The following is a 19,008-nucleotide window of genomic DNA, read 5'->3' on the forward strand; positions in this document are numbered from 1 at the left end:
AGAGCCGTGGCGCGCGGTGCGTCAACATTTGAACAGGTATCCCTATTAATGGGACGTCACGCGCTCAATATGTGGGAAACGGCGGCTGCAACGCCGCCGCGTACATCAGCCGCCCATCGCTTCCTTCGCGCTGACCCAGCCCTGCACCGCGCCCGCATGCGGATTGCGATAGCGCACCTTCAGCCACTGGAAATCGTCGCTCGCGTCGATCAGCTCGACCGTGTCGCCCGCGACGACGTAGCGGCGCGCGGGCGTGTCGGCCATCGTGTCGTGCAGCGGCAGGCGGGCCGGGCGCACCTTGAACGTGACCTTGCCGGCGTCGTACGCCTGCGGGCGTCGCGACACGCGCTTGCCGTGTTCGTCGTAGGTCAGCAGCATCGACGACGGGCCGCTGTCGCCGTCGAGCAGGTCGCGCAGGTCGTCCGGAATCGCTTCGCTGGACTGGTACAGGTACATCTTTCCGCCGGCGTCGAAACGGTAGGCATCCGTGTACCAGATCGGGCCGCCGCGGCACGAGCTGTACAGCGTGCGCTCCTTCGGCTTCGCCTGCACGTTGATCAGGTCGTCGCAGTTGCCGTGCGGCATGTTGGCCGCCGGCATCTGCAGCGGCGCGAACTGCTGGCGGGCCGGGTCGTACAGGTAGATGCCGTAGCTCTCGTTGACCATGCCGAGCATCGCGTACACGGCGAGGTCGCGGTGGCCGTCGAAGTTGTAGTCGTCGGCGGCGAGGTGGTAGTGGCCGTCCTCGTCGGTGACGGTCACGTCGAGCGTCTGCGTTTTCCCGCTCGGCAGGAAGCGGACCGTGAGGTGCTGGCCGTCGGCGCGCTCGACGCGGGCGGTGACGGTGTCGTCGACCTTGAACGTGAGCAGCGGTCCGGCCGCATGTGCGGCGAGGGCCGGCGATGCGCAGGCGGCGAGCAGCAGCGCGGAGCGGCGGAGCAGCGAACGGAGGCGCGAGGGAGGCGTCATGATCGGGGCGAGGAAGAAGGACGTGAACGATACGGAGCCGGCCGGGGCCGGCCCCCGCTGGGCAGCAATGTACCGGCATCGGGTTTTTTCCGCGAGCGGGACGGGACAGGACGGGCGCTGCCGGGTAGTCGCGATACCGGTACCGCCGCTGGTCTTGTTCGAGGCCGGCGCGGTTGCAAGAATGGCCGCTCCATTCCTGCTTGCCGGCGAGACAGACGATGAAAATATTCAAGCCCGGGTTCGCGCTTTGCGTCGCGATGATTGTCGCCGGAACGGCGCGCGCCGGCGATTTCTCGATCGAAAGCGTAGAACTTGCCGGCCGCGCGTTCGACGACGCACAGATATCGGACGGCTTCGGCTGCCACGGCCGGAACGTCTCGCCGTCGATACGATGGCACGATGCGCCGGAAGGCACGCAAGGCTACCTGCTGACGATGTTCGACGCCGACGCACCGACCGGGTCGGGATTCTGGCACTGGGTCGTCGCCGACATTCCGGCGTCGGCCGGCGGCATCGAACGCGGGTCGGGCAACGACGCCGCGCGATTGCCGGCGGGCGCCGTCGCGATGAAGAACGACACCGGCCGAGCGGGCTATCTCGGCCCGTGTCCGCCGACGGGCGAGACGCATCGCTACGTCATCACGCTGACGGCGCTCAGGGCGGCGAAGCTGCCCGTCGATCGCGACGCGACGCCGGCGGTCGTCGGCTACGTCGCGCACGGCGAGGCCATCGCGAAGGCGACGATGGTAGTGCGGATGAGCCGCTAGTCGCGGGTGCGCTCGTCGCGATACCCGCTCTTGCCGACGAAGATTTCCTTCAGCGCCGCGCGCAGCCTGACCGGATCGTAGTCGCCCGGCGCGAGATGAATCACGTAGCGGGTCTGGCCGTCGAGCCGCGCGGCGACGTCGGGTTCGAGTTCGACGTCGATCGTATGGTCCGTCAGGCGCACCGACAGATCCTCGACGCGCCAGTTGAGCTGGTCGAGCACCATCACTTCGATCTGGGAATCGTCCGGAAAGCGCAACAGCGAAAAGCAATAGTTCTGCTCCGCGTCGAGGCAGTAGATGTTGGCGAAGCTGTCGTCGTCGTCGAGATCGGACGTCGCCGCGCCGACGGTGGCGTGAAGTTCCATGTACGGGGTTCCTGCTTGGGGGTTGTCGGGAATTACCGGCCAGCGTGGCTGGCCGTTTCGAGGGTGCGCGCGGTGTCGGGCATCGCGCCGGCATCGCACGACGCATCGGCGTCGCGCGCCTTCAGCCACAGCCCGAATTCGCGCATGACGTCGACCACGGGCCGCAGCCGGTCGCCGTCCGCGGTCAGATCGTATTCGACCCGCACCGGCACTTCCGGGTAGACGGTGCGCCGCACGAGGCCCGCGTCCTCGAGCGCGCGCAGGTCGAGCGTCAGCATCCGCTGCGAGATGCCCGGCATGTCGCGCCGCAGGTCGCTGAAGCGCCGCGGCCCGTCGAGCAGATACGACACCAGCAGCAGCCGCCAGCGGCCGCCGAGCAGGCGCATCGCTTCTTCAACGGAACATCCTGTCGCACTCGTTTTCATCGTGCTGAATCCTGATCGGTAAATTTTTTGTGACTACGGCACAAACGACTGCCGTCTTCTCAGCCGTGCGCCAATGCGAGATATTAGCGTCCGCGTCGCGGCGAATCGATACACGGACAACCCACGAAGGAAATACATGAAGCTCTACCACGCTCCCGGAAGCTGTTCGCAGGCCATCTGCATCGTGCTGCGCGAAGGCGGCCTCGACGCGGAGATCGTCAAGGTCGACGCGCGCAAGCATCTCGTCGAGGACGGCCGCAACTACTACGACGTGACCGAACTGGGCTACGTGCCGCTGCTCGAACTCGACGACGGCACGCTGCTGCGCGAAGGGCCGGTGATCGCGCAGTATCTCGCGGATCGGCGGCCGGAAACCGGGCTCGCTCCCGCATACGGCACGCTCGACCGCTATCGGCTGATGGAGTGGCTGAACTTCCTCACGGCGGAAATCCACAAGGGTTTCATTCCGCTGCTCTACGCGGTGCAGGCGGGGAAGTACGTCGATCCGGCGAGAACCAAGCTCGACAGCCGCTTCGCGTGGATCGACCGTCAGCTCGCCGGCAAGACGTTCCTGACGGGCGACACGTTCACCGTCGCCGATGCGTACCTGTTCGCGCTGACGGGCTGGGGCAAGGCCGAATGGATGCGATCGGTGTACAACGCGGATATCGACCTCACCCGCCATGAACACCTGCGTGCGTGGTACGAGCGGGTGCGGGCGCGGCCGGCGGTGCAGGCCGCGCTGGCGGCGGACGGGCTGGCGGCGTAGCCGGCGTCGTCACCTGGCGCGGCGCGGGCGATCGAGGCGATGGCGCATCCTTCGCGCCGGCATGCTGCGGTCGCCCCGCGTCAGCGGGATCGCGGCGGCTGGGGACGCTCAGCGGCTCAACGTCAGGAACAGATACCCCGCATACCCCGCGCCGTTCGCGAGCAGCGCCCAGATCGCGAGGCCGCGCGTGCGCGCATTGAAGCGCAGCCACGCGGCCGCCGCGAGCGTGACGATCACGCCGGTCAGCACTTCGGGGCGCGGCTCCCACGGCGTCAGCATGATGCCGATCGCCGGCAGCAGCGTGCCCTGGAACACCATCGCGCCGGTGATGTTGCCGAACGCGAGCGTGTCCTTCCGGCGGCGGATCCACAGCACGCTGTTGACCTTCTCCGGCAGCTCCGTCGCGATCGGCACGATGATCAGCGACAGCAGCAGCGCCGAGATGCCGAGCGCATTCGACACGCCTTCCACGCCGTGAATGAAACCCTTCGCGCCGCCGACCAGCAGCGCGAGGCCGATGAGCAACTGCAGCGCGATGGTCGCCAGGTTGGTCGGCACGCCGAGGCGCGACAGGAACATCGTGTGCGGCGCTTCGGTGCCGTGCCCGGCATCGACGAGCCGGTTCGACGCGCGGAACGTCATCACCACATACAGCACGTAGATACCGACCAGCATCGCGGCGAGCAGCGCGCGCACGGCCCACGCGTGATGCGGGACGAACATCGCGGCGGTGGCCAGCGAGAACGCGGCGAGAAAGTAATTCAGGTCGCGCACGAAGCCGGTCCGTTCGGGCGCGATCGTGCCGCGCAGCCCGCGCGAACGGATCACGGCGAGCGTCATCAGGAAGGTGGTGAGCGTCGCGAGCATCAGCGGCGCGCCGAGGATCGCGCCGACGCCGATTTCCTCGTTCACGGCCCGGTTTGCCGTGCCGCCGGCCAGCGCGAGCAGCGGCACCATCGTTTCGGGCAGCGCGGTGCCGACGGCGGCGAACAGCGAACCGGTGACGCCTTCGGAAATCTTCAGGCGTTCGCCGAGGTGTTCGAGCGCATTCGTGAAGACTTCGGCGGCGATGAGGATGACGACCAGCATGAACGCCAGTTCGAGAAACATGAAGGTCATGCGGCACCTCCGCAGGCGGCGGTGCAGGGGGAGAAGGCGGCGGGGAACATGGGGACTCCGTGGTCGGACGCTGACGAACCATGGCGCATCCGCCGACGTCCGACCAGGAACGACGCGATGCGCCCATGGTCTCGCCAAGCCGATCAGGCCGAACGCGCCACGGCCGCAGGCCGAGTGTGTTGACGCGTTCGCTTTCCGGGGATGGAAAGCAGGCTACTCCCCAAAGACGAAGGGCAGTCTAGCCGAGCGAATCGCTTTCGACAAGCCTTCATTTCGAACGGCATTGTCGGGTCGGCGGGTATGGGGAGATGCTGAATGACCGAGCACGCAATTACCTGGCCGATGTGTCGTGTCGGTCGTGGGGCCGACAGATTTGGGCGCAAAAGAGGCGGAAGTGCTCCTTGTCAAAGACGAGGTTGACCTGACCGCCCGGCAGAACCGTCGCTGCCGTACACGCGCATCTCGTCGGTGACGTGCTGCAACTGCCCTTTTAGGGCCGGCAGGCCAACCATGCCGGAGCGACTGACATGGACCGACAATCTGCGACGGTATTGATGGGCGATTGGCGACCCTCTTCGTGTGATCGCGGTGCGATTTCGTCAAGGACGTTCGTGGCGGGATGCGAGACACATTCTGTCTCGAGCCTCTCGTTCGGATTACCCACGTCTATGTCTGCATCAAGGACAGCTATTCGTTCAACGACGATTCGCTTTCCAAGAGCCAATACCTCGGCCACTGGAACAGGAACGGGATGGTTCTGTCCTTTGCCGCGGCGGTCAACGATTTTTTCAAAAGCAGTCACTTGAGCGTCGGGAACTCGACTATTGAAGAATGGCGTTATCTCCCCGCGGGCGAGGAGGTCAACAAGCCGATCGACAAACGCACCAGCTTCTTTCGGAAGTTCCTGGCGAAGGATGTCTACCGGCCAGTTCATGACAAGACGTACTGCGACTGGAGGTCGGCGCACAATCGTGGTGGCGACTTCATGGTCTACAGTCGCCCCAAACGCATCAAGCTGGACAAACCGATCATTCTGAAATTCGATACCGGTTGCAGAACCGTCCCGGCCGAGCAATGAAGGCGACCGCCGTGATTCTCAAAGCGGTCTCGACCGTTGTCGTCACATGCCTGGTTGTCGCCATTGCGTGGATGTTCCTGCCAGCGGACGCCACGAACGCGATCGCGCTTTTCTCGCTCAAGAATGCGAAGAGCACGATCTTCGCCATCACGTCGATCATCTTCGTGCTCTGCGTCTACCGGCTTGTTGGAAATATCGGCCATTTCAGCAGAACGATGCCCGCGGGACTGACGATCGTCACGCTGGGCTTCCTGGCATGCTTCTATCTCGTCAGCCTTCGCGGGATCACGATCCGGTGCTGATCGACATCGCGATGCCGGGCGGCTGGCGCTGGTAACGGCGTGAACGCGGGCGAGGGGCGGTCGCGCGGCACGCCGCCCTTCGCTCCTCGCCTCGCCGGGCAAAGTCCGTGGGAATCCGGGTAAATAATTCCGCCGAAATCATTTCGAATTGGCGTAATCGGTATTTTATGGGCGATGCGATCCGGGCTGTTGTTGCGATTGAAGAATGGCCGGATTGAATCGAATAGCTGAATGAATGACTATGCGCGCCTTCGTGCTGCATTAATCGATGGAAGATAATTAAAATGAAAGAAAAATCCTGTCGATCTGAAGGCTTTCGGCGTGCCGCGTCAAGGCAGTAAAGGCCGCCTGGCGGTGCGAAAAAAGTAAGGTATTCGGCGCAGCATTGCGAATGAGGCGCCCGAATCGCGAATAATCCGCCTTTCTTTCAATTGCCAGACACTGCCGGCCGTTAGCATCATTGCGGGATTTTTAATATCCGAATGATCTTTGACAACGCAGCGCAGCACCGCCTATTTTGATGTTGTTGTAAATTTTGGTTATATAAAAGTTGTTCAAACTGCAGGGGGCGCGTCCGAGCACCATTCTCGCCAGCAGTTTGCTGTGTCTGTATCAAGTTCAGTCTCCGAGAAGTCCCATCCCCAACCGCCGACTGCCGACCGTGCAACGCGAGTGGCGGGTCGGCCTGCGCGTGTCGCAGGCGTTGGCGGCCTTTGTGAAGTGGTATCCGAACCAGCACAAGGATAGAGATGAAACCAGACAGGAGCAGTACCGGCAGCCGCCGTGGTCGTCACGGCCGGTGGGCCGGGCTAGGTGCATTGACCGTCATGACACTGGCGCTCGCGGCATGCGGCGGCGACGATTCGTCGTCCGTCGGCGCGTCGAGCCTCGCGCAGGCCACCGCGAGCCAGCAGGCCAGTGCGCAAGCGGCCGGCAACCAGACGCCGGCCAACCAGCCTTACGTCGACCCGGTCGCGTATTCGATGAATGCGACCGACGGCCTGGCCGCCGCGCAGGTGTCCGAAAAAGCGGCGGTCATGCATTACCAGTGGAAAAACGGCGGCACGACCGTCAACTACACGACGACCACCGGCCACCTGACCGCGCAGGACGCGAACGGCAACGCGGAAGCGTCGATGTCGTATGTCGCGTACACCGCGCCGAGCAAGAACGGCAAGCCGCGCCCCGTCACGTTCGTCTATAACGGCGGCCCCGGCTCGTCGTCGATCTGGCTGCGTCTCGGCTCGTTCGCGCCGACGCGCGTGGCCACGCCCGATCCGCTGTTCGGCAACAACTGGCCGAACTATCCGATCGTCGACAACGCCGACAGCCTGATCGACACCACCGACCTCGTGTTCATCGACCCGCCCGGAACCGGGCTGTCGGAAGCCGTGTTGCCGAACACCAACCAGAAATACTGGGGTTCCGACGCGGACGTGAACATCATGCGCGATTTCATCCAGCGCTACCTGAACGTGAACAGCCGCAGCACGTCGCCGATCTATCTGTACGGCGAATCGTACGGCACGCCTCGTACCGACATGCTCGCGCTCGCGCTCGAATCCGCCGGCGTGCACCTGACGGGCATCGTGCTGCAGTCGGCGATCCTGAACTACTTCGCGGATGCGACGGAAGCGGTGGCGATCACGCAGTCGACGGAAGGGCTGCTGCTCGATACCGATACCGTGGCGGGCTACCTGCCCGGCTACGCGGCGGTCGCGGCGTACTTCAACCAGGTGTCGCCGGCCCCGGTGAACCAGGGACTGTACGCACTGCAGACGGAACTGTTCACGACGCTGATCTACAGCCAGCTGCAGAAGTACTCGCAGTCGTGGGTGTTGAGCCAGCTCGGCATTCCGGATGCGCTCGGCACGCCGGTGTTCCCGAGCAATGCGACGCTCAGGCTGTGGTCGATCCCGTCGAGCCTCACGCAACAGGCGCTGAGCGGCTACTTCAACGCGAACCCGTTCGGCACGAGCCTCCTGCCCGGCACGACGATCGGCCGGTATGACGGACGCGTGTCGCTGCCGAACTCCGATCCGCGCCTGCAGAGCGACGGCGATCCGTCCGACATCCTGATTTCGCAGCCGTTCACGAACGCGCTCGCGACGCAGATGCCGGATTACCTCGGCTACACCGCGCCGAATGCGACGTACCTGCCGCTGAACGACAACATCATCGGCGTCTGGGACTTCACGCACGACGGCCAGCCGATGCCCGACACGATCCCCGATCTGCTCGGCGCGCTGCAGCTCAACCCGCAGCTTCGCGTGCTCTCGGAGAACGGCTTCCACGATCTCGCGACGCCGTTCTTCAACACCGAGAAGCAACTCGCGCGGCTGCAGACGGTGACGGGCCTGAATCCGAAGCTGCAGGTGAACTTCTTCCAGGGCGGCCACATGATCTACCTGGACGACGTCGCCCGGCCGCAGATGAAGCGGGACCTGAGGACGTTCTATCACGGCAAGCGGATTCCGACGGCGCTGACGCTGCACACGCTGCCGCCGCCGTGGCCGGACGAGAACCCGGCCAGCGTGCCGACCGGCAGCATCCCGGGCGCGACGGCCGCGACGACGCTGGCGGCGGCGCCCTGAGCGACGGACTCCTTGTCAGAGGAACCCTCAATTCATCCATTGAATGCGAGTGATCATGTCCCTAATCAATTTGATGCGGCGTATGTCTCCGTTGATCGTCCTCGGTGCCGTGATGAGCAGTGCCCATGCGTTGCCGCCGCAGGCGGTGGCGCCGGTGAAGCTGCCGCACGGCGGGCGCGGTGTCGACGGTCCGTTCTTTCCCGCCACGCGGGTGGCGCCGGTGCTGCCGTCGACCGGCTCGACGCTGCAGCAGCAGGCCCAGCAGCGCGTCGACGCACGGCTCGGCGCCAATACGGTGCTGAGCAACGGCGCGGCGGTGACGAAGGCACAGGCGCAGAGCAGCGGGCTCGGGTTCGTGTCGAAACACTTCGACGAGATCGACTCGAAGCACACGGGCCGCGTGACGCTGAGCGACGTGCGGCAGTTCATCCAGCAGCGGCAGGTGCAGGCGCAGCAGGAACAGCAGGACGAGTGACGTAACGGTGTAGCGGCATGACGGCCGGCCGCCGGCGCGACGATGTGCGCCGGCGGCCGCCGTCCGATTCATTTCTACCGATCTCCACGCGGCCAACGCGTGTCGGCGCCGGGCGCATTCGGCCCGGTAGCCCGATGCGAACCTTTCCCCGCAGCTTCTTCGCGCGCCGTGCCGTTGCGGACGGCTTACGCTGCCGGCTGCCCGTGGCGTCGCGCGCCGAAGCGTGCGCGATAGTCGCGCGGCGTTACGCCCACCTGCTTCGCGAACGCGCGCTGCAGCGCGTCGACACTGCCGAATCCCGACCGCTCGGCGATTCGTTCGAGCGGCCAGTCGGCTCGTTCGAGCAGCGCCTTCGCGCGCTCGACCCGCGCCGCCAGGACGAATTGCGCGGGCGATCGCCCGGTTTCCCTGAGGAAGTTGCGCGCAAACGACCGCTCGCTCATGTGCATGCGCGCGGCCAGCGCGGCGACGCCGAGATCGCCGGTCGGATCGTCGGCGATCTCGGCGAGCAGCGTGCGCATGCGCGGCGTTGCGCCGGCCAGGGTGCCGAGTCCGACGCTGAACTGCGCCTGCCCACCGGGGCGATGCATGAAAAGGACGAGTTCGCGCGCGACGGCGACGGCGGTCGGCGTGCCGCAGTCCGCCTCGACGAGCGCGAGGCACAGGTCGATGCCGGCCGTCACGCCGGCCGAGGTATGAAAGGGCGGATCGCTGACGTAGATCGCGTCGGGCTCGACGCGAATCGCGGGGCGCAGCGCCTGCAGCGTCGCACACTGGTTCCAGTGCGTGGTCGCGCGCCGGCCGTCCAGCCAGCCGCCCGCGGCGAGCACGAACGCGCCGGTGCAGATGCTCGCGATGCGCCGCGTGTCGGCGACGCGCGCCCGCAGCCACGGCAGCACGCCCGCGTCGGACGCCGCGTGCCGCAGCGCCGCTTCGCTGCCGCCGGCGACGACGATCGTGTCGAGCCGCGCGGGCAGCGCCGCGAGCGCGGTCGGGCCCGCGAGCCGCAGGCCGGCATGCGTGACGAGGTCGCCTCCGTCCTGCGACGCGAGCGTCAGCCGGTACGGCGTCGCATGATCCGGCAGGTAACGGTTCGCGACCGCGAACACTTCCATCGGGCCGGTGATGTCGAGCGACTGGACGCCTTCGAAGCCGACGATCACGACGTCGCGTACCGGTTGCGGGGGCTGGGGCATGGCGGGAAGTGCGGTGGAGTTGTCCTTGTGACCGCGAGCATGATCCTTGTAATTTCCCGGACGTGCAATCGAATGACGCGGGGCGGGCGATGCGAACGGGAACGGGACGGAATGCGCGGTGCGCATGGGCGGCGCTGCTTGCGTGCGCGCTGGCCGGCGTGTGGGCATGGACGGCGGCGATCGCGTACGCCGCGACGGTGGACGCACCGGCTGCGGCACGGGCCACGGCCGCACCGAAGGACGGGCGCGCGCGGCCGCTCGTCGCGATCGTCGCGATCGTCGCGGACAACGCGGGAACGGAGACGACCGATTTCATCGTCCCTTATTCGATCCTGAAGGCGTCCGGCGCGGTGGATGTCGTCGCCGTGTCGGCCGACACGGGGGCCGTCGAGCTGATGCCCGCGCTGCGCATGCTGGCCGACACGACCTTCGAACGGTTCGACGCCGCGACGCCTGCCGGGGCCGATGCGGTCGTCGTGCCCGCGCTGCATCGCGCGGACAGCCCGGCGGTACTGGCGTGGCTGCGCAAGCAGGCCGCCGGCGGCGCGACGATGGTGGCGATCTGCGACGGCGCGGAGGTGCTCGCGAACGCCGGCCTGCTGCGCCACCGTGTCGCGACGTCCCACTGGTATTCGCGCGATGGTCTGCGCCGCCGCTTTGCCGATACGACCTGGATCGACGATCGCCGCTACGTGATGGACGGCAACGTGATGACGACGAGCGGCGTGTCGGCGTCGCTGCCGGCGTCGCTTGCATTGGTGAGCGCGCTGGCCGGGCCCGCGGCGGCGCGCGAGACCGCGCGGCACATCGGCGTGCAGGCGTGGAGCGATCGACACGACGGCCGCCGGTTCGCGTTGAGCGCGCGCACGACGATGGCGGCGCTGGCGAACCGGGTGGCGTTCTGGCGCTACGAGACGTTCGACCTGCCGGTCGACGACGGGTTCGACGAGTTGCCGGTGGCGCTGACCGCCGATGCGTGGGCGCGGACGTGGCGCAGCGGGGTCGTCGCGACGGCCGACGCGCGCGAGATCGTATCGCGGCACGGGTTGCGGCTGCTGACGCAGCCGGCCGGCGCCGCGCATGCACGCATCGTCGTGCCGGAAGGGCGGCGCGGCGATGCGGTGCTGCCCGGGGTGCTCGACGACATCGCGTCGCGCTACGGCGCCGCGACGTCCGACTGGGTGGCTTTGCTGCTGGAATATCCGAGGTAGCGGCGCGGCCGCGCATCGTCGCGGCGCCGCCTGTCGGTCGAATGCGAATGGAGGGCGCCGGATGCGGATGGCGCGCGATGGCGTGTGGAAGACGCCGTGCGCTGCCGATGCGGTTTCATTCTATGTTGCCGCCCGGCAGCGCATTGAAGCATCGACGCATCGGCTTCGTGCGCGAACGCGTGTGGCGCGGCATGACGCGACGGATGGTGTCCCGGTTCAGGCCGGCGTGGCGGCCATGCGCCGCGCGGACCAGCGATTCCACAGCATGCCGGCACGGCTGCCGCTTCCGCAGTACGCGAGCACCGGCTTCTGCAGCGTATCGACCAGCGCACCGAACGCATCGACTTCCGCGTCGCCGATCCGGTCGCGCTCGACCGGCAGGTAGCGCGCGTCGAGGCCCAGTTCGCGGGCCGCCGCGGCGATCTCGTCGAACGCCGGCTGGTCGGCGCCTTCGCCGTCGGGCCGGTTGCAGATCACCGAACGGAAGCCGGCATTGCGGATCGCCTTCAGGTCGGCTGGCGTGATCTGCCGTGAAGCGGAAAACCCGTTCGCGGCCGTCGCGCGACACTGCTCGATCGCGTTGCGAAAACCGGCGATCGCGGCATCGACGTCCTGCTCCGTCGTGAAACGGCCGAAGCTCACGCGCACGGTGCGGCCGGCGGTTTCCGCATCGAGGCCGATCGCGGTCAGCACGTGCGACGGCGCGCCGCTGGTCGAGTTGCACGCGGAGGTCGACGACACCGCAAGCGCCTCGCCGAGCATGAACGGAAAGAAGCCGGGCGCATTCACCGTCAGGCTCAGCGTGTGCGGAATGCGGCGCGCCGCGGCTGCGTTCTGCGTGACGTCGCCGAGCGCGGCCAGCGCGTTCGTCAGGCGCGCGCCGAGCGCCGCGATCCGCGCGGCTTCGCCGGCGAGCTTTTCAGCGGCGAGTTCGCAGGCCACGCCCATGCCGACGATCTGATGCGTCGCGAGCGTGCCCGAGCGCAGGCCGCGCTCGTGGCCGCCGCCGTGAATCTGCGGGGCGATCCGGGCCGCGATGTCGCGGCGCACGAACAGCGCGCCGATGCCCTTCGGGCCATACACCTTGTGCGCGGACATCGACAGCATGTCGATGCCGAGCGCGCGCACGTCGATCGGCGTCTTGCCGAGCGCCTGCGCGGCGTCGACGTGAAGCAGTGCGCCCGCGGCGTGCACGATGCGGGAGATGGCGCCGATATCCGTCAGCGTGCCGAGCTCGTTGTTCACGAGCATCAGCGACACGAGGCCCGTATCGGGGCCGATCGCGGCGGCCACCGCATCGGGCGTGATTTCGCCGTCGCGCGTGGGCGTCAGCAGCGTGACCGACATGCCGCGCGTCGACAGGTTCGCCATCGTGTCGAGAATCGCCTTGTGCTCGATGCGGCTCGTGACCAGGTGGCGCTTGCCGGTCGCGGTTTCCGCATGGCCCTTCAGCGCGAGGTTGTTCGATTCGGTCGCGCCGGACGTCCAGACGATCTCGTCGGCGTCCGCGCCGATGAGCGCGGCGACCTGTGCGCGTGCGCGCTCGACCTTGTCGCGCGCCAGCCGGCCGGCGGCGTGAGAACTCGACGCGGGATTGCCGAAGATGCCGTCGAAGCCGAGGCAGGCGGTCATCGCTTCGATCACGCGCGGGTCCGCGGGCGTCGTGGCGGCGTAGTCGAGGTAGTGCAGCGGGGTGGGTTCGCTCATGTCCTTCTCTTGCTCTTTTCTTTCGGAATGGAAGAAATGATACGGGGGACAGGCGGGAAAAAGGATCCAAAGTTGGCTGTCGGTTCAGCTTGATATGGAATAACGTTTTCGTAATTAGTGGAATGGGAGAATTCGATTTTCTTGCGGCGAGATCGTGCGCCTGCCGGGGCCGGCGCGGCCAGGCTGGCCGGCCGGCGGCGGATTCACGAATAGAAGCGTTGCGGGCGGAAATCCTGAAGCTGCGCCGTCTCGACGCCGTCGAGCACCTCGATCGCGAACAACTGGCCGATGGCCGGCGCGGACGTCATGCCGCTGTGCATCGCGGCGACGTGAACGTTCCGGTACTGGCGGCCGCGGCCCATGATCGGATATTCGTCGCGCGGCAGCACACGATAGCCGAGCGTCATGTAGTCGAGTTCGATGCCCCGGGTCTCCGGCAGCACGTCGGTGACGCGTTGGAGCAGCTTCGCGCCGAGTTCCGGCGTGGGCGTCAGCGTGCCGGTGTCGCCGAAGTTCGAGCCGGCCACGATGCGCCCGTCGGGGTTCTGCTTGATGTCGAGGCCGGCCGGCATCAGGACCTGATGCACGAGCGGCGGCATCGGCGTGCTGTGGGCAAGAATGCCCTTCGACATGCGGAGCGGGACAGGAATGCCGGCCTGCGCGCCGAGCCGCGTGGAGTCGTTCCCGGCCGCGATCACGACGTGATCCGCGAAGAACGGCCCCTTGTTCGTGGTCACGCCGGTTGCGCGATCGCCGTCGAAATCGATCGTCGATACGTCGGCTTTCGTCAGCGTGACGCCGGCACGGATGCCGGCCTGGACCAGCGCCAGCGTGGCGGCCACCGGGTCGAGCGTCCCGTCGATGGTCGAATGCCAGCCCGCGCCGAACTCGCCGGCGTGCACGCCGGGCACCAGGCGCTCGAGGTCGTCGCGCGTGATGTTGCGGATCGGATAGCCCCACGGCTGATGCTGGGCAGTCGTGTCGTGGAGCCGGTCGATCTGCTTGCGGTCCGCGCCGCACCACGCGATGCCGCCGCCCCATTGAATCTGCAGCGACGGCCCGATTTCGAGCTGAAGGCGGCGCCATCCGAGGATGCCTTCGTAGTTCAGGGCGTAATACGAATACGGCGCCTTGTTGTTCGCATTGATCCACGCGAACGAATTGCGCGTGGTGCCGGATGCCGGCGCATCCTTCTCGATGAGCGTGACTTCGGCGCCGCGCCGCGCGAGGTGATAGGCGATCGATGCGCCCATGATGCCGCTGCCGATCACGATCACGCGGTCCCTTGCCCTGGCCGCCCGCGCGATCGAGGGCAGCGCGCCGGCGAGCGGCGCGGCAAACACGGGGAAGAATTGCCGGCGGTTCATTTGCGTCTCCTTGGTTCGATATGTTTCGTTTAACTGATTAATTGGGCAGCGTGGCCGCCGGTGGCGACACCGCCGGCCACGCGTGCGTCAGGTTTCGATGAGATTGAGGAACTGGCGCACGCGCGGATGGGTGCTGGCCGTGAAGAACTCGGCGGGTGTCGTGTCCTCGACGACCACGCCGTTCTCCATGAACACCACGCGATCGGCGACGTCCTGCGCAAACCGCACTTCGTGGGTGACGACCAGCATCGTCATCCCGTTGCCGGCCAGCTCCCGCATCACCGCGAGCACGTCTTCCCGCAGCGCCGGATCGAGCGCGGAGGTCGGTTCGTCGAACAGGATCACCTCGGGCTCCATCGCGAGGCCGCGGGCGATGGCCACGCGCTGCTTCTGGCCGCCGGAGAGTCGCGCGGGATAGTCGCCGGCCTTGTGCGCGAGGCCCACGCGATCGAGCAGGCGCAGGCCGCGTTCGGCCGCTTCGTCCTTCCTCATGCCCTTGACGCTCACGAGCCCTTCGATGACGTTTTCCAGCGCGGTGCGATGCGGAAACAGGTTGAACGACTGGAACACCATGGCCGTGCGCCGGCGGATCGCGTTGACGCGCTTGCGCTCGTCGCGCGACAGCGCGCCGCCGCCGGTGCGCTCGATCCCGATGCCGCACACGGACACCGTGCCCGCATCGGGCAGTTCCAGGAAATTCAGCGAGCGCAGGAGCGTGGTCTTGCCGGAGCCGGACGGCCCCATCAGGACGACGACTTCCCCGCGCGCAACGCTGAAGTCGACGCCGCGCAGCACCGCGTTGGCGCCGAAGGACTTGGTCAGCCCCTGGACGACGATGGTATGCATGGTGGTATTCATTGGAAACGCCTCGACACCCGGCCTTCGAAAATTGTCTGGACGATCGTCAGGATCTGGTTGATGACCCAGTAGATCAGGCCGACCATCAGGAACATCTCCAGGTAGCGGAAGGTCGATGCGCCGACCTGGTCGGCCACGCGGGTCAGCTCGACGACGGTGATCGTGGACGCCAGCGACGTGTCCTTGATCAGCGCGATCATGCGGCTGCCGACGGGCGGAATCGCGATGCGCAGCCCTTGCGGCAGGATCACGCGCCACATCATCTTCCAGTAGCTCATGCCGAGCGAATGCGCGGCCTCCCACTGGCCGCGATCGACCGCGTTGATCCCGGAGCGGAAGTTCTCGCTGAGGTAGGCGGCGGAAAAGAGCGTCAGCGCGAGCAGGGCGGCCGGCACCGGATCGAGCGTGATGCCGTAGCGCGGCAGCCCGAAATAGATCAGCAGGATCTGCACGAGCAGCGGCGTGCCGCGAAAGACGGACACGTACGCGAACGCGATGCCGCGCAGCACCCGGATCGACGACACCCGCGCGAGCGCGACGGCGAGCCCCAGCGCCGACCCGAGCGCGAACGACGCGAGGCCGAGGAACACGGTCATCGTCACCGCGCTTTCGAGCAGCGGCAGCGACCGCATGAAGAGATCGAACATGCGTTACTCCTTCTGGGCCTTCGCCCTGGCGATGCTGCCGAGCATGTCGTAGCCCGGGCCGACCCAGCGTTTCGCGAGCCGTTCGAGCGTGCCGTCGGCCGTCATGTCGTCGATCGCCTTGTCGACGGCGGCGAGGAGGGCCGGTTGCCCCTTCGCGAGCGCCGGCGCGGACAGCTGGTAGATCAGCGGCTCGCCGACTTCCTTGACCGGCAGGTGATTCACGTTGGCGTATTTCATCCCGCCGAAGTGGGAGATGATGACCGCGTCGAGGCGGCCGCTGCCGAGGTCGTTGAACACGAGCCCGCCGTTGTCGTACGCGCGGATGTCGGTGTCCTTCAGGTGCGCGCGCGCCCATGCCTCGTTGGTCGAACCGGTGGTCACGCCGACCCGCTTGCCCTTCAGGTCGGTCTGCCCGTGGATGTTCGCGTTGTCGGCGCGCACGAAGATGCGGAAATCCTCGACGCCGTACGGCCTCGCGAAATCGACCTGCTTGCCGCGCTCGGCCGTCGGCGTCAGGTCGTTCATCACGAGATCGTATTTGCCGGACTTGAGCCCTTCGACGAAGTTCTTGTATGCGTCGGCGACGAAGACGACCTGCTTCACGCCGATGCGCTTTCCGACTTCGCGTGCGACTTCGACGTCATAGCCGGCCGGCTGGTTGTGATCGTCCAGCAGCGTCCACGGCGGGCTGCTCTGCGTGTTTGCCACGCGCAGCGTGCCGCTGGCCCGCGCGGCCGCGAGCAGGTCCGCCGCGCCCGCATCGACGCTCGACAGCGCCAGCAGGCCCGTCATGCCGAATGCGGCCAGGCATCTGGCCAGCGCGAGTGGGGTAACTTTTCTCATGATGTCTCCTTGGGGGGCTGTGGGTTGCGCGATCGCGGCGTCACGCCGTGCGGTGCCTGGCGTCGGTGAATGCCGCGAGGCCGGCGCACAGATCGTCGATCAGCAGCTCGGGCGCCTCGAGCCCGATCGACAGGCGGACGATGGGCCGGTCGGTCAGCGGGAACGGACGCTGCGCCTGCAGCGCCGCCGGGTAGTACGCGGCGAGGCTGTGGACGCCGCCCCAGCTCGCGCCGATCGCGAAACACCGCAGCGCATCGAAGAACGCGGTGAACGCCGCTTCCGGCGCGGGTTCGAGCATCAGCGAGAACAGGCAGCCGTTGCCGGAGAAATCGCGTTTCCAGATCGCGTGCCCCGCGTCGGACGGCAGCGCCGGGAACAGCACCTTGTGAACGGCCGGATGCGATTCGAGGAACTGCGCGACGCGCAGCGCCGCCGCGCTTTGCGCATCGAAGCGCACCTTCAGGGTTTCGAGGCCGCGCAGCACGAGGAAGCAGTCGTCCGGGCTCGCCTGCTGGCCCAGGATGCTCTGCGTCTCGCGCAATGTTTCGTAGTAGCCGAAGTCGTTCATGCTGATCGCCCCGAGCAGCAGATCGGAGTGGCCGCCGAACAGCTTGGTGGCCGCTTCGACGCTCAGGTCCACGCCGTGTTCGAGCGGACGGAACGCGAGCGGGCTGGCCCACGTGTTGTCCATCATCGTCATGACGCCGCGACGGCGCGCGACGTCGACGATCGCCGGAATGTCGGGCATCTCCATCGTCACCGTGCCCGGCGATTCCATGCAGATCATGCGCGTATTCGGCTTCACGTATCGCTCGATGCCGGCGCCGATCGCCGGTTCGTACAGTTCGACTTCCACGTCGAACATGGCGAGCCATTTCTGCGCGAAGGTCTTGAGCGCCCCGTAGCACGCGGCGGACACGAGCAGATGATCGCCGCCGCGAACGAAGCCCATCACGGCCGTCATCAGCGCGGCCTGCCCGGACGGCGCCAGTACGCAGTGCGCGCCGCCTTCGAGCGCGGCGATGCGGCGTTCCAGCTCGCGCGCGGTGGGCGTGCCGGTGATGCCGTAGCTGTAGCCGTCGGGCTGGCGTTCCTTGCGGCGCGCGAAATCGTCGAGCGAATCGAACACGACGGTCGACGCGCGCATGACGGCGGGCGACAGGCTGCGGAACGGTTGCGGGGGAAGCGGGGTGGTGGTCGTCATGATGCGGGTCGGAACTCCGTGGCTGGCAGGTTGGATGCGATGAAGTTTTACTTTCGCGCCGGATTGAAGCAACATCGGAAATAATTAGGTCGATAAGCCGGAGTTATAGATGAGCGTGCGGGATATCGAGGTGTTCCGGGCGGTGATGAACGCCGGGAGCACGAGCAAGGCGGCCGGCGTGCTGGAGATTTCGCAGCCGGCGGTGAGCCAGTCGATCCGCCGGCTCGAGAGCATGGCCGGGTTCCGCCTGTTCGAGCGCGTGCGCAGCCGCCTCGTGCCGACGCAGGAAGCCGTGGCGCTGATGCGCGACGTGGACCGCTACTTTCTCGGCTTCGAGGTGATCGAGCACCGGATCCGCAGCCTGCGTTCGTACGGACTGGGGCGCCTCGCGATCGCGTCGCTGCCCGCGCTCGGCACCGGCTTCCTGCCGCGCGTGATCGCATCGTTCGATGCGGCCGCGCGCGACGTGCAGATTTCGCTGCAGGTGATGAGCTCCCGCGAGGTGCACGAGAAGGTGTCGGCGGGGCAGGTGGATTTCGGGCTGATGTCCGACGAAATGTCGATGGCCGGGCTGGAGCACTCGGCGTTCGTCAGCATTCCGGCGGTGGCCGTGATGAATGCGGGGCACCCGCTCGCGGCCAGGAGCCTGATCCGCGCCGAGGATCTGTCGCAGACGCCGTTCATCGCGCTGAATCCGGAGGACAGCACGCGATTGCGGCTCGAGACCCAGCTGCGCGGGCGCGGTGTCGTGCTGAAGCCGCTGGTGGAGACGCCGTACTCGCATACCGTCTGCGAACTCGCGCTGGCGGGGGTGGGCGTGGGGCTCGCCCACCCGCTCGTCGCGCTCGACTTCGTGCGGCGCGGGCTCGTCGTCAGGCCGTTCGATATCGAGGTCGCTTTCACGGGCGTGCTGGTGTTTCGGCCTGGCACGCCGCTGTCGGAGAACGCGCGGGTGTTCCTCCAGCACATGCGGATTCAGCTGGAAGCGGACCGCAATGCGCTGGCGGCATTGTTCGGCAGGAAGGGCCGCGCAAGAGAGGGGCGCGCGCCGGTGGGCGGCGACGGATGAGTCGGCCCCGTTAGCCGCCCCGGCCGGCCGCCGCCTGCGCAAA

At 67.0% G+C, this 19,008-nt stretch carries 19 protein-coding genes and 1 riboswitch; of the genes, 8 read left to right on the forward strand and 11 right to left on the reverse strand.

Annotated features, from left to right (window positions below; translation table 11 throughout):
• Positions 1-105: 105 nt before the first annotated feature.
• Entirely contained in the window at positions 106-969 is an 864-nt protein-coding gene (locus tag GQ56_RS0129290; RefSeq protein WP_031402045.1) for an XAC2610-related protein, read from the reverse strand.
• Between the two features lie 218 nt (positions 970-1,187).
• On the opposite strand from GQ56_RS0129290, the gene GQ56_RS0129295 reads away from it, so the two are divergent.
• Positions 1,188-1,736 (forward strand): YbhB/YbcL family Raf kinase inhibitor-like protein, encoded by a 549-nt coding sequence (locus GQ56_RS0129295; protein WP_063962875.1) that lies wholly within the window; start codon positions 1,188-1,190, stop codon positions 1,734-1,736.
• On the opposite strand, the gene GQ56_RS0129300 is transcribed toward GQ56_RS0129295, so the two are convergent.
• Together GQ56_RS0129300 and GQ56_RS0129305 are read right to left on the reverse strand one after the other, a co-directional pair.
• On the reverse strand, positions 1,733-2,101 hold the full coding sequence (locus GQ56_RS0129300) for a hypothetical protein (RefSeq protein WP_031402047.1): 369 nt from the start codon (positions 2,099-2,101) through the stop codon (positions 1,733-1,735). The two genes, GQ56_RS0129295 and GQ56_RS0129300, sit on opposite strands and share 4 nt — an antisense overlap.
• A gap of 32 nt (positions 2,102-2,133) precedes the next feature.
• A complete protein-coding gene (locus GQ56_RS0129305; RefSeq protein ID WP_031402048.1) occupies positions 2,134-2,526 on the reverse strand; it encodes a winged helix-turn-helix transcriptional regulator in 393 nt (130 codons plus the stop codon).
• Positions 2,527-2,662: 136 nt separating this feature from the next.
• Between GQ56_RS0129305 and gstA the strand changes: the two genes are divergently transcribed.
• Complete coding sequence (gene gstA / locus GQ56_RS0129310) at positions 2,663-3,295, forward strand: glutathione transferase GstA (RefSeq protein ID WP_031402049.1); 633 nt, start codon at positions 2,663-2,665, stop codon at positions 3,293-3,295.
• A 108-nt stretch (positions 3,296-3,403) separates the two neighbouring features.
• Here gstA and GQ56_RS0129315 read toward each other — a convergent pair whose 3' ends face one another.
• Entirely contained in the window at positions 3,404-4,414 is a 1,011-nt protein-coding gene (locus GQ56_RS0129315) for a sodium:calcium antiporter (RefSeq protein ID WP_031402050.1), read from the reverse strand.
• A 65-nt stretch (positions 4,415-4,479) separates the two neighbouring features.
• Positions 4,480-4,648, reverse strand: a riboswitch (yybP-ykoY riboswitch).
• Positions 4,649-5,033: 385 nt separating this feature from the next.
• Between GQ56_RS0129315 and GQ56_RS0129320 the strand changes: the two genes are divergently transcribed.
• From GQ56_RS0129320 to GQ56_RS0129335, 4 genes are all read left to right on the forward strand, one after another.
• Entirely contained in the window at positions 5,034-5,492 is a 459-nt protein-coding gene (locus tag GQ56_RS0129320; protein WP_031402051.1) for a DUF6402 family protein, read from the forward strand.
• The gene (locus GQ56_RS0129325; RefSeq protein WP_052007359.1) at positions 5,489-5,794 is read left to right on the forward strand and encodes a hypothetical protein; all 306 of its coding nucleotides are present in this window, start codon (positions 5,489-5,491) and stop codon (positions 5,792-5,794) included. Before GQ56_RS0129320 ends, GQ56_RS0129325 begins: the two co-directional genes overlap by 4 nt.
• A 749-nt stretch (positions 5,795-6,543) precedes the next feature.
• Positions 6,544-8,388, forward strand: coding sequence for a S10 family serine carboxypeptidase-like protein (locus GQ56_RS0129330; protein ID WP_031402053.1), 1,845 nt, complete (start codon positions 6,544-6,546; stop codon positions 8,386-8,388).
• 43 nt (positions 8,389-8,431) lie between these two features.
• The gene (locus GQ56_RS0129335; protein ID WP_052001359.1) at positions 8,432-8,863 is read left to right on the forward strand and encodes a hypothetical protein; all 432 of its coding nucleotides are present in this window, start codon (positions 8,432-8,434) and stop codon (positions 8,861-8,863) included.
• Positions 8,864-9,048: 185 nt separating this feature from the next.
• On the opposite strand, the gene GQ56_RS0129340 is transcribed toward GQ56_RS0129335, so the two are convergent.
• Positions 9,049-10,059: a GlxA family transcriptional regulator gene (locus tag GQ56_RS0129340; RefSeq protein ID WP_031402055.1), complete on the reverse strand. Its 1,011-nt coding sequence runs from the start codon at positions 10,057-10,059 to the stop codon at positions 9,049-9,051.
• Between the two features lie 89 nt (positions 10,060-10,148).
• Here GQ56_RS0129340 and GQ56_RS0129345 point away from each other — a divergent pair, with 89 nt between their 5' ends.
• On the forward strand, positions 10,149-11,270 hold the full coding sequence (locus GQ56_RS0129345) for a DJ-1/PfpI family protein (protein WP_081894990.1): 1,122 nt from the start codon (positions 10,149-10,151) through the stop codon (positions 11,268-11,270).
• A 216-nt stretch (positions 11,271-11,486) separates the two neighbouring features.
• Here the strand turns inward: GQ56_RS0129345 and GQ56_RS0129350 are convergent, their stop codons facing one another.
• The 6 genes from GQ56_RS0129350 to metC all read right to left on the reverse strand — a co-directional run bounded on the left by GQ56_RS0129350 (position 11,487) and on the right by metC (position 17,896).
• Positions 11,487-12,977: an aminotransferase class V-fold PLP-dependent enzyme gene (locus GQ56_RS0129350; protein ID WP_031402057.1), complete on the reverse strand. Its 1,491-nt coding sequence runs from the start codon at positions 12,975-12,977 to the stop codon at positions 11,487-11,489.
• Between the two features lie 203 nt (positions 12,978-13,180).
• A complete protein-coding gene (locus tag GQ56_RS0129355; protein ID WP_052007360.1) occupies positions 13,181-14,344 on the reverse strand; it encodes an NAD(P)/FAD-dependent oxidoreductase in 1,164 nt (387 codons plus the stop codon).
• Positions 14,345-14,431: 87 nt separating this feature from the next.
• Positions 14,432-15,202, reverse strand: a complete 771-nt coding sequence (locus GQ56_RS0129360; RefSeq protein ID WP_031402059.1) for an amino acid ABC transporter ATP-binding protein — start codon at positions 15,200-15,202, stop codon at positions 14,432-14,434.
• The gene (locus tag GQ56_RS0129365) at positions 15,199-15,849 is read right to left on the reverse strand and encodes an amino acid ABC transporter permease (protein ID WP_031402060.1); all 651 of its coding nucleotides are present in this window, start codon (positions 15,847-15,849) and stop codon (positions 15,199-15,201) included. The genes GQ56_RS0129360 and GQ56_RS0129365 overlap by 4 nt, the downstream gene beginning before the upstream one ends.
• Before the next feature lie 3 nt (positions 15,850-15,852).
• Complete coding sequence (locus tag GQ56_RS0129370) at positions 15,853-16,692, reverse strand: ABC transporter substrate-binding protein (protein WP_031402061.1); 840 nt, start codon at positions 16,690-16,692, stop codon at positions 15,853-15,855.
• A gap of 40 nt (positions 16,693-16,732) precedes the next feature.
• Positions 16,733-17,896, reverse strand: a complete 1,164-nt coding sequence (metC, locus tag GQ56_RS0129375; protein WP_031402062.1) for a cystathionine beta-lyase — start codon at positions 17,894-17,896, stop codon at positions 16,733-16,735.
• A gap of 109 nt (positions 17,897-18,005) precedes the next feature.
• Between metC and GQ56_RS0129380 the strand changes: the two genes are divergently transcribed.
• Entirely contained in the window at positions 18,006-18,965 is a 960-nt protein-coding gene (locus tag GQ56_RS0129380) for a LysR substrate-binding domain-containing protein (protein WP_031402063.1), read from the forward strand.
• Positions 18,966-19,008: the final 43 nt, after the last annotated feature.

Origin of the sequence: Burkholderia paludis (genome assembly GCF_000732615.1) — a bacterium.
GTDB lineage: Bacteria > Pseudomonadota > Gammaproteobacteria > Burkholderiales > Burkholderiaceae > Burkholderia > Burkholderia paludis.

What these genes read in the sequence shown, in the direction of transcription:
- GQ56_RS0129365 (WP_031402060.1), bottom strand. Translation starts at nt 15,849, where the DNA reads ATGTTCGATCTCTTCATGCGGTCGCTGCCGCTGCTCGAAAGCGCGGTG.
- GQ56_RS0129345 (WP_081894990.1), top strand. Translation starts at nt 10,149, where the DNA reads ATGCGAACGGGAACGGGACGGAATGCGCGGTGCGCATGGGCGGCGCTG.
- GQ56_RS0129355 (WP_052007360.1), bottom strand. Translation starts at nt 14,344, where the DNA reads ATGAACCGCCGGCAATTCTTCCCCGTGTTTGCCGCGCCGCTCGCCGGC.
- GQ56_RS0129325 (WP_052007359.1), top strand. Translation starts at nt 5,489, where the DNA reads ATGAAGGCGACCGCCGTGATTCTCAAAGCGGTCTCGACCGTTGTCGTC.
- GQ56_RS0129335 (WP_052001359.1), top strand. Translation starts at nt 8,432, where the DNA reads ATGCGAGTGATCATGTCCCTAATCAATTTGATGCGGCGTATGTCTCCG.
- GQ56_RS0129320 (WP_031402051.1), top strand. Translation starts at nt 5,034, where the DNA reads ATGCGAGACACATTCTGTCTCGAGCCTCTCGTTCGGATTACCCACGTC.
- GQ56_RS0129380 (WP_031402063.1), top strand. Translation starts at nt 18,006, where the DNA reads ATGAGCGTGCGGGATATCGAGGTGTTCCGGGCGGTGATGAACGCCGGG.
- metC (WP_031402062.1), bottom strand. Translation starts at nt 17,896, where the DNA reads ATGACGACCACCACCCCGCTTCCCCCGCAACCGTTCCGCAGCCTGTCG.
- GQ56_RS0129360 (WP_031402059.1), bottom strand. Translation starts at nt 15,202, where the DNA reads ATGAATACCACCATGCATACCATCGTCGTCCAGGGGCTGACCAAGTCC.
- gstA (WP_031402049.1), top strand. Translation starts at nt 2,663, where the DNA reads ATGAAGCTCTACCACGCTCCCGGAAGCTGTTCGCAGGCCATCTGCATC.
- GQ56_RS0129340 (WP_031402055.1), bottom strand. Translation starts at nt 10,059, where the DNA reads ATGCCCCAGCCCCCGCAACCGGTACGCGACGTCGTGATCGTCGGCTTC.
- GQ56_RS0129300 (WP_031402047.1), bottom strand. Translation starts at nt 2,101, where the DNA reads ATGGAACTTCACGCCACCGTCGGCGCGGCGACGTCCGATCTCGACGAC.
- GQ56_RS0129305 (WP_031402048.1), bottom strand. Translation starts at nt 2,526, where the DNA reads ATGAAAACGAGTGCGACAGGATGTTCCGTTGAAGAAGCGATGCGCCTG.
- GQ56_RS0129330 (WP_031402053.1), top strand. Translation starts at nt 6,544, where the DNA reads ATGAAACCAGACAGGAGCAGTACCGGCAGCCGCCGTGGTCGTCACGGC.
- GQ56_RS0129350 (WP_031402057.1), bottom strand. Translation starts at nt 12,977, where the DNA reads ATGAGCGAACCCACCCCGCTGCACTACCTCGACTACGCCGCCACGACG.
- GQ56_RS0129315 (WP_031402050.1), bottom strand. Translation starts at nt 4,414, where the DNA reads ATGACCTTCATGTTTCTCGAACTGGCGTTCATGCTGGTCGTCATCCTC.
- GQ56_RS0129290 (WP_031402045.1), bottom strand. Translation starts at nt 969, where the DNA reads ATGACGCCTCCCTCGCGCCTCCGTTCGCTGCTCCGCCGCTCCGCGCTG.
- GQ56_RS0129295 (WP_063962875.1), top strand. Translation starts at nt 1,188, where the DNA reads ATGAAAATATTCAAGCCCGGGTTCGCGCTTTGCGTCGCGATGATTGTC.
- GQ56_RS0129370 (WP_031402061.1), bottom strand. Translation starts at nt 16,692, where the DNA reads ATGAGAAAAGTTACCCCACTCGCGCTGGCCAGATGCCTGGCCGCATTC.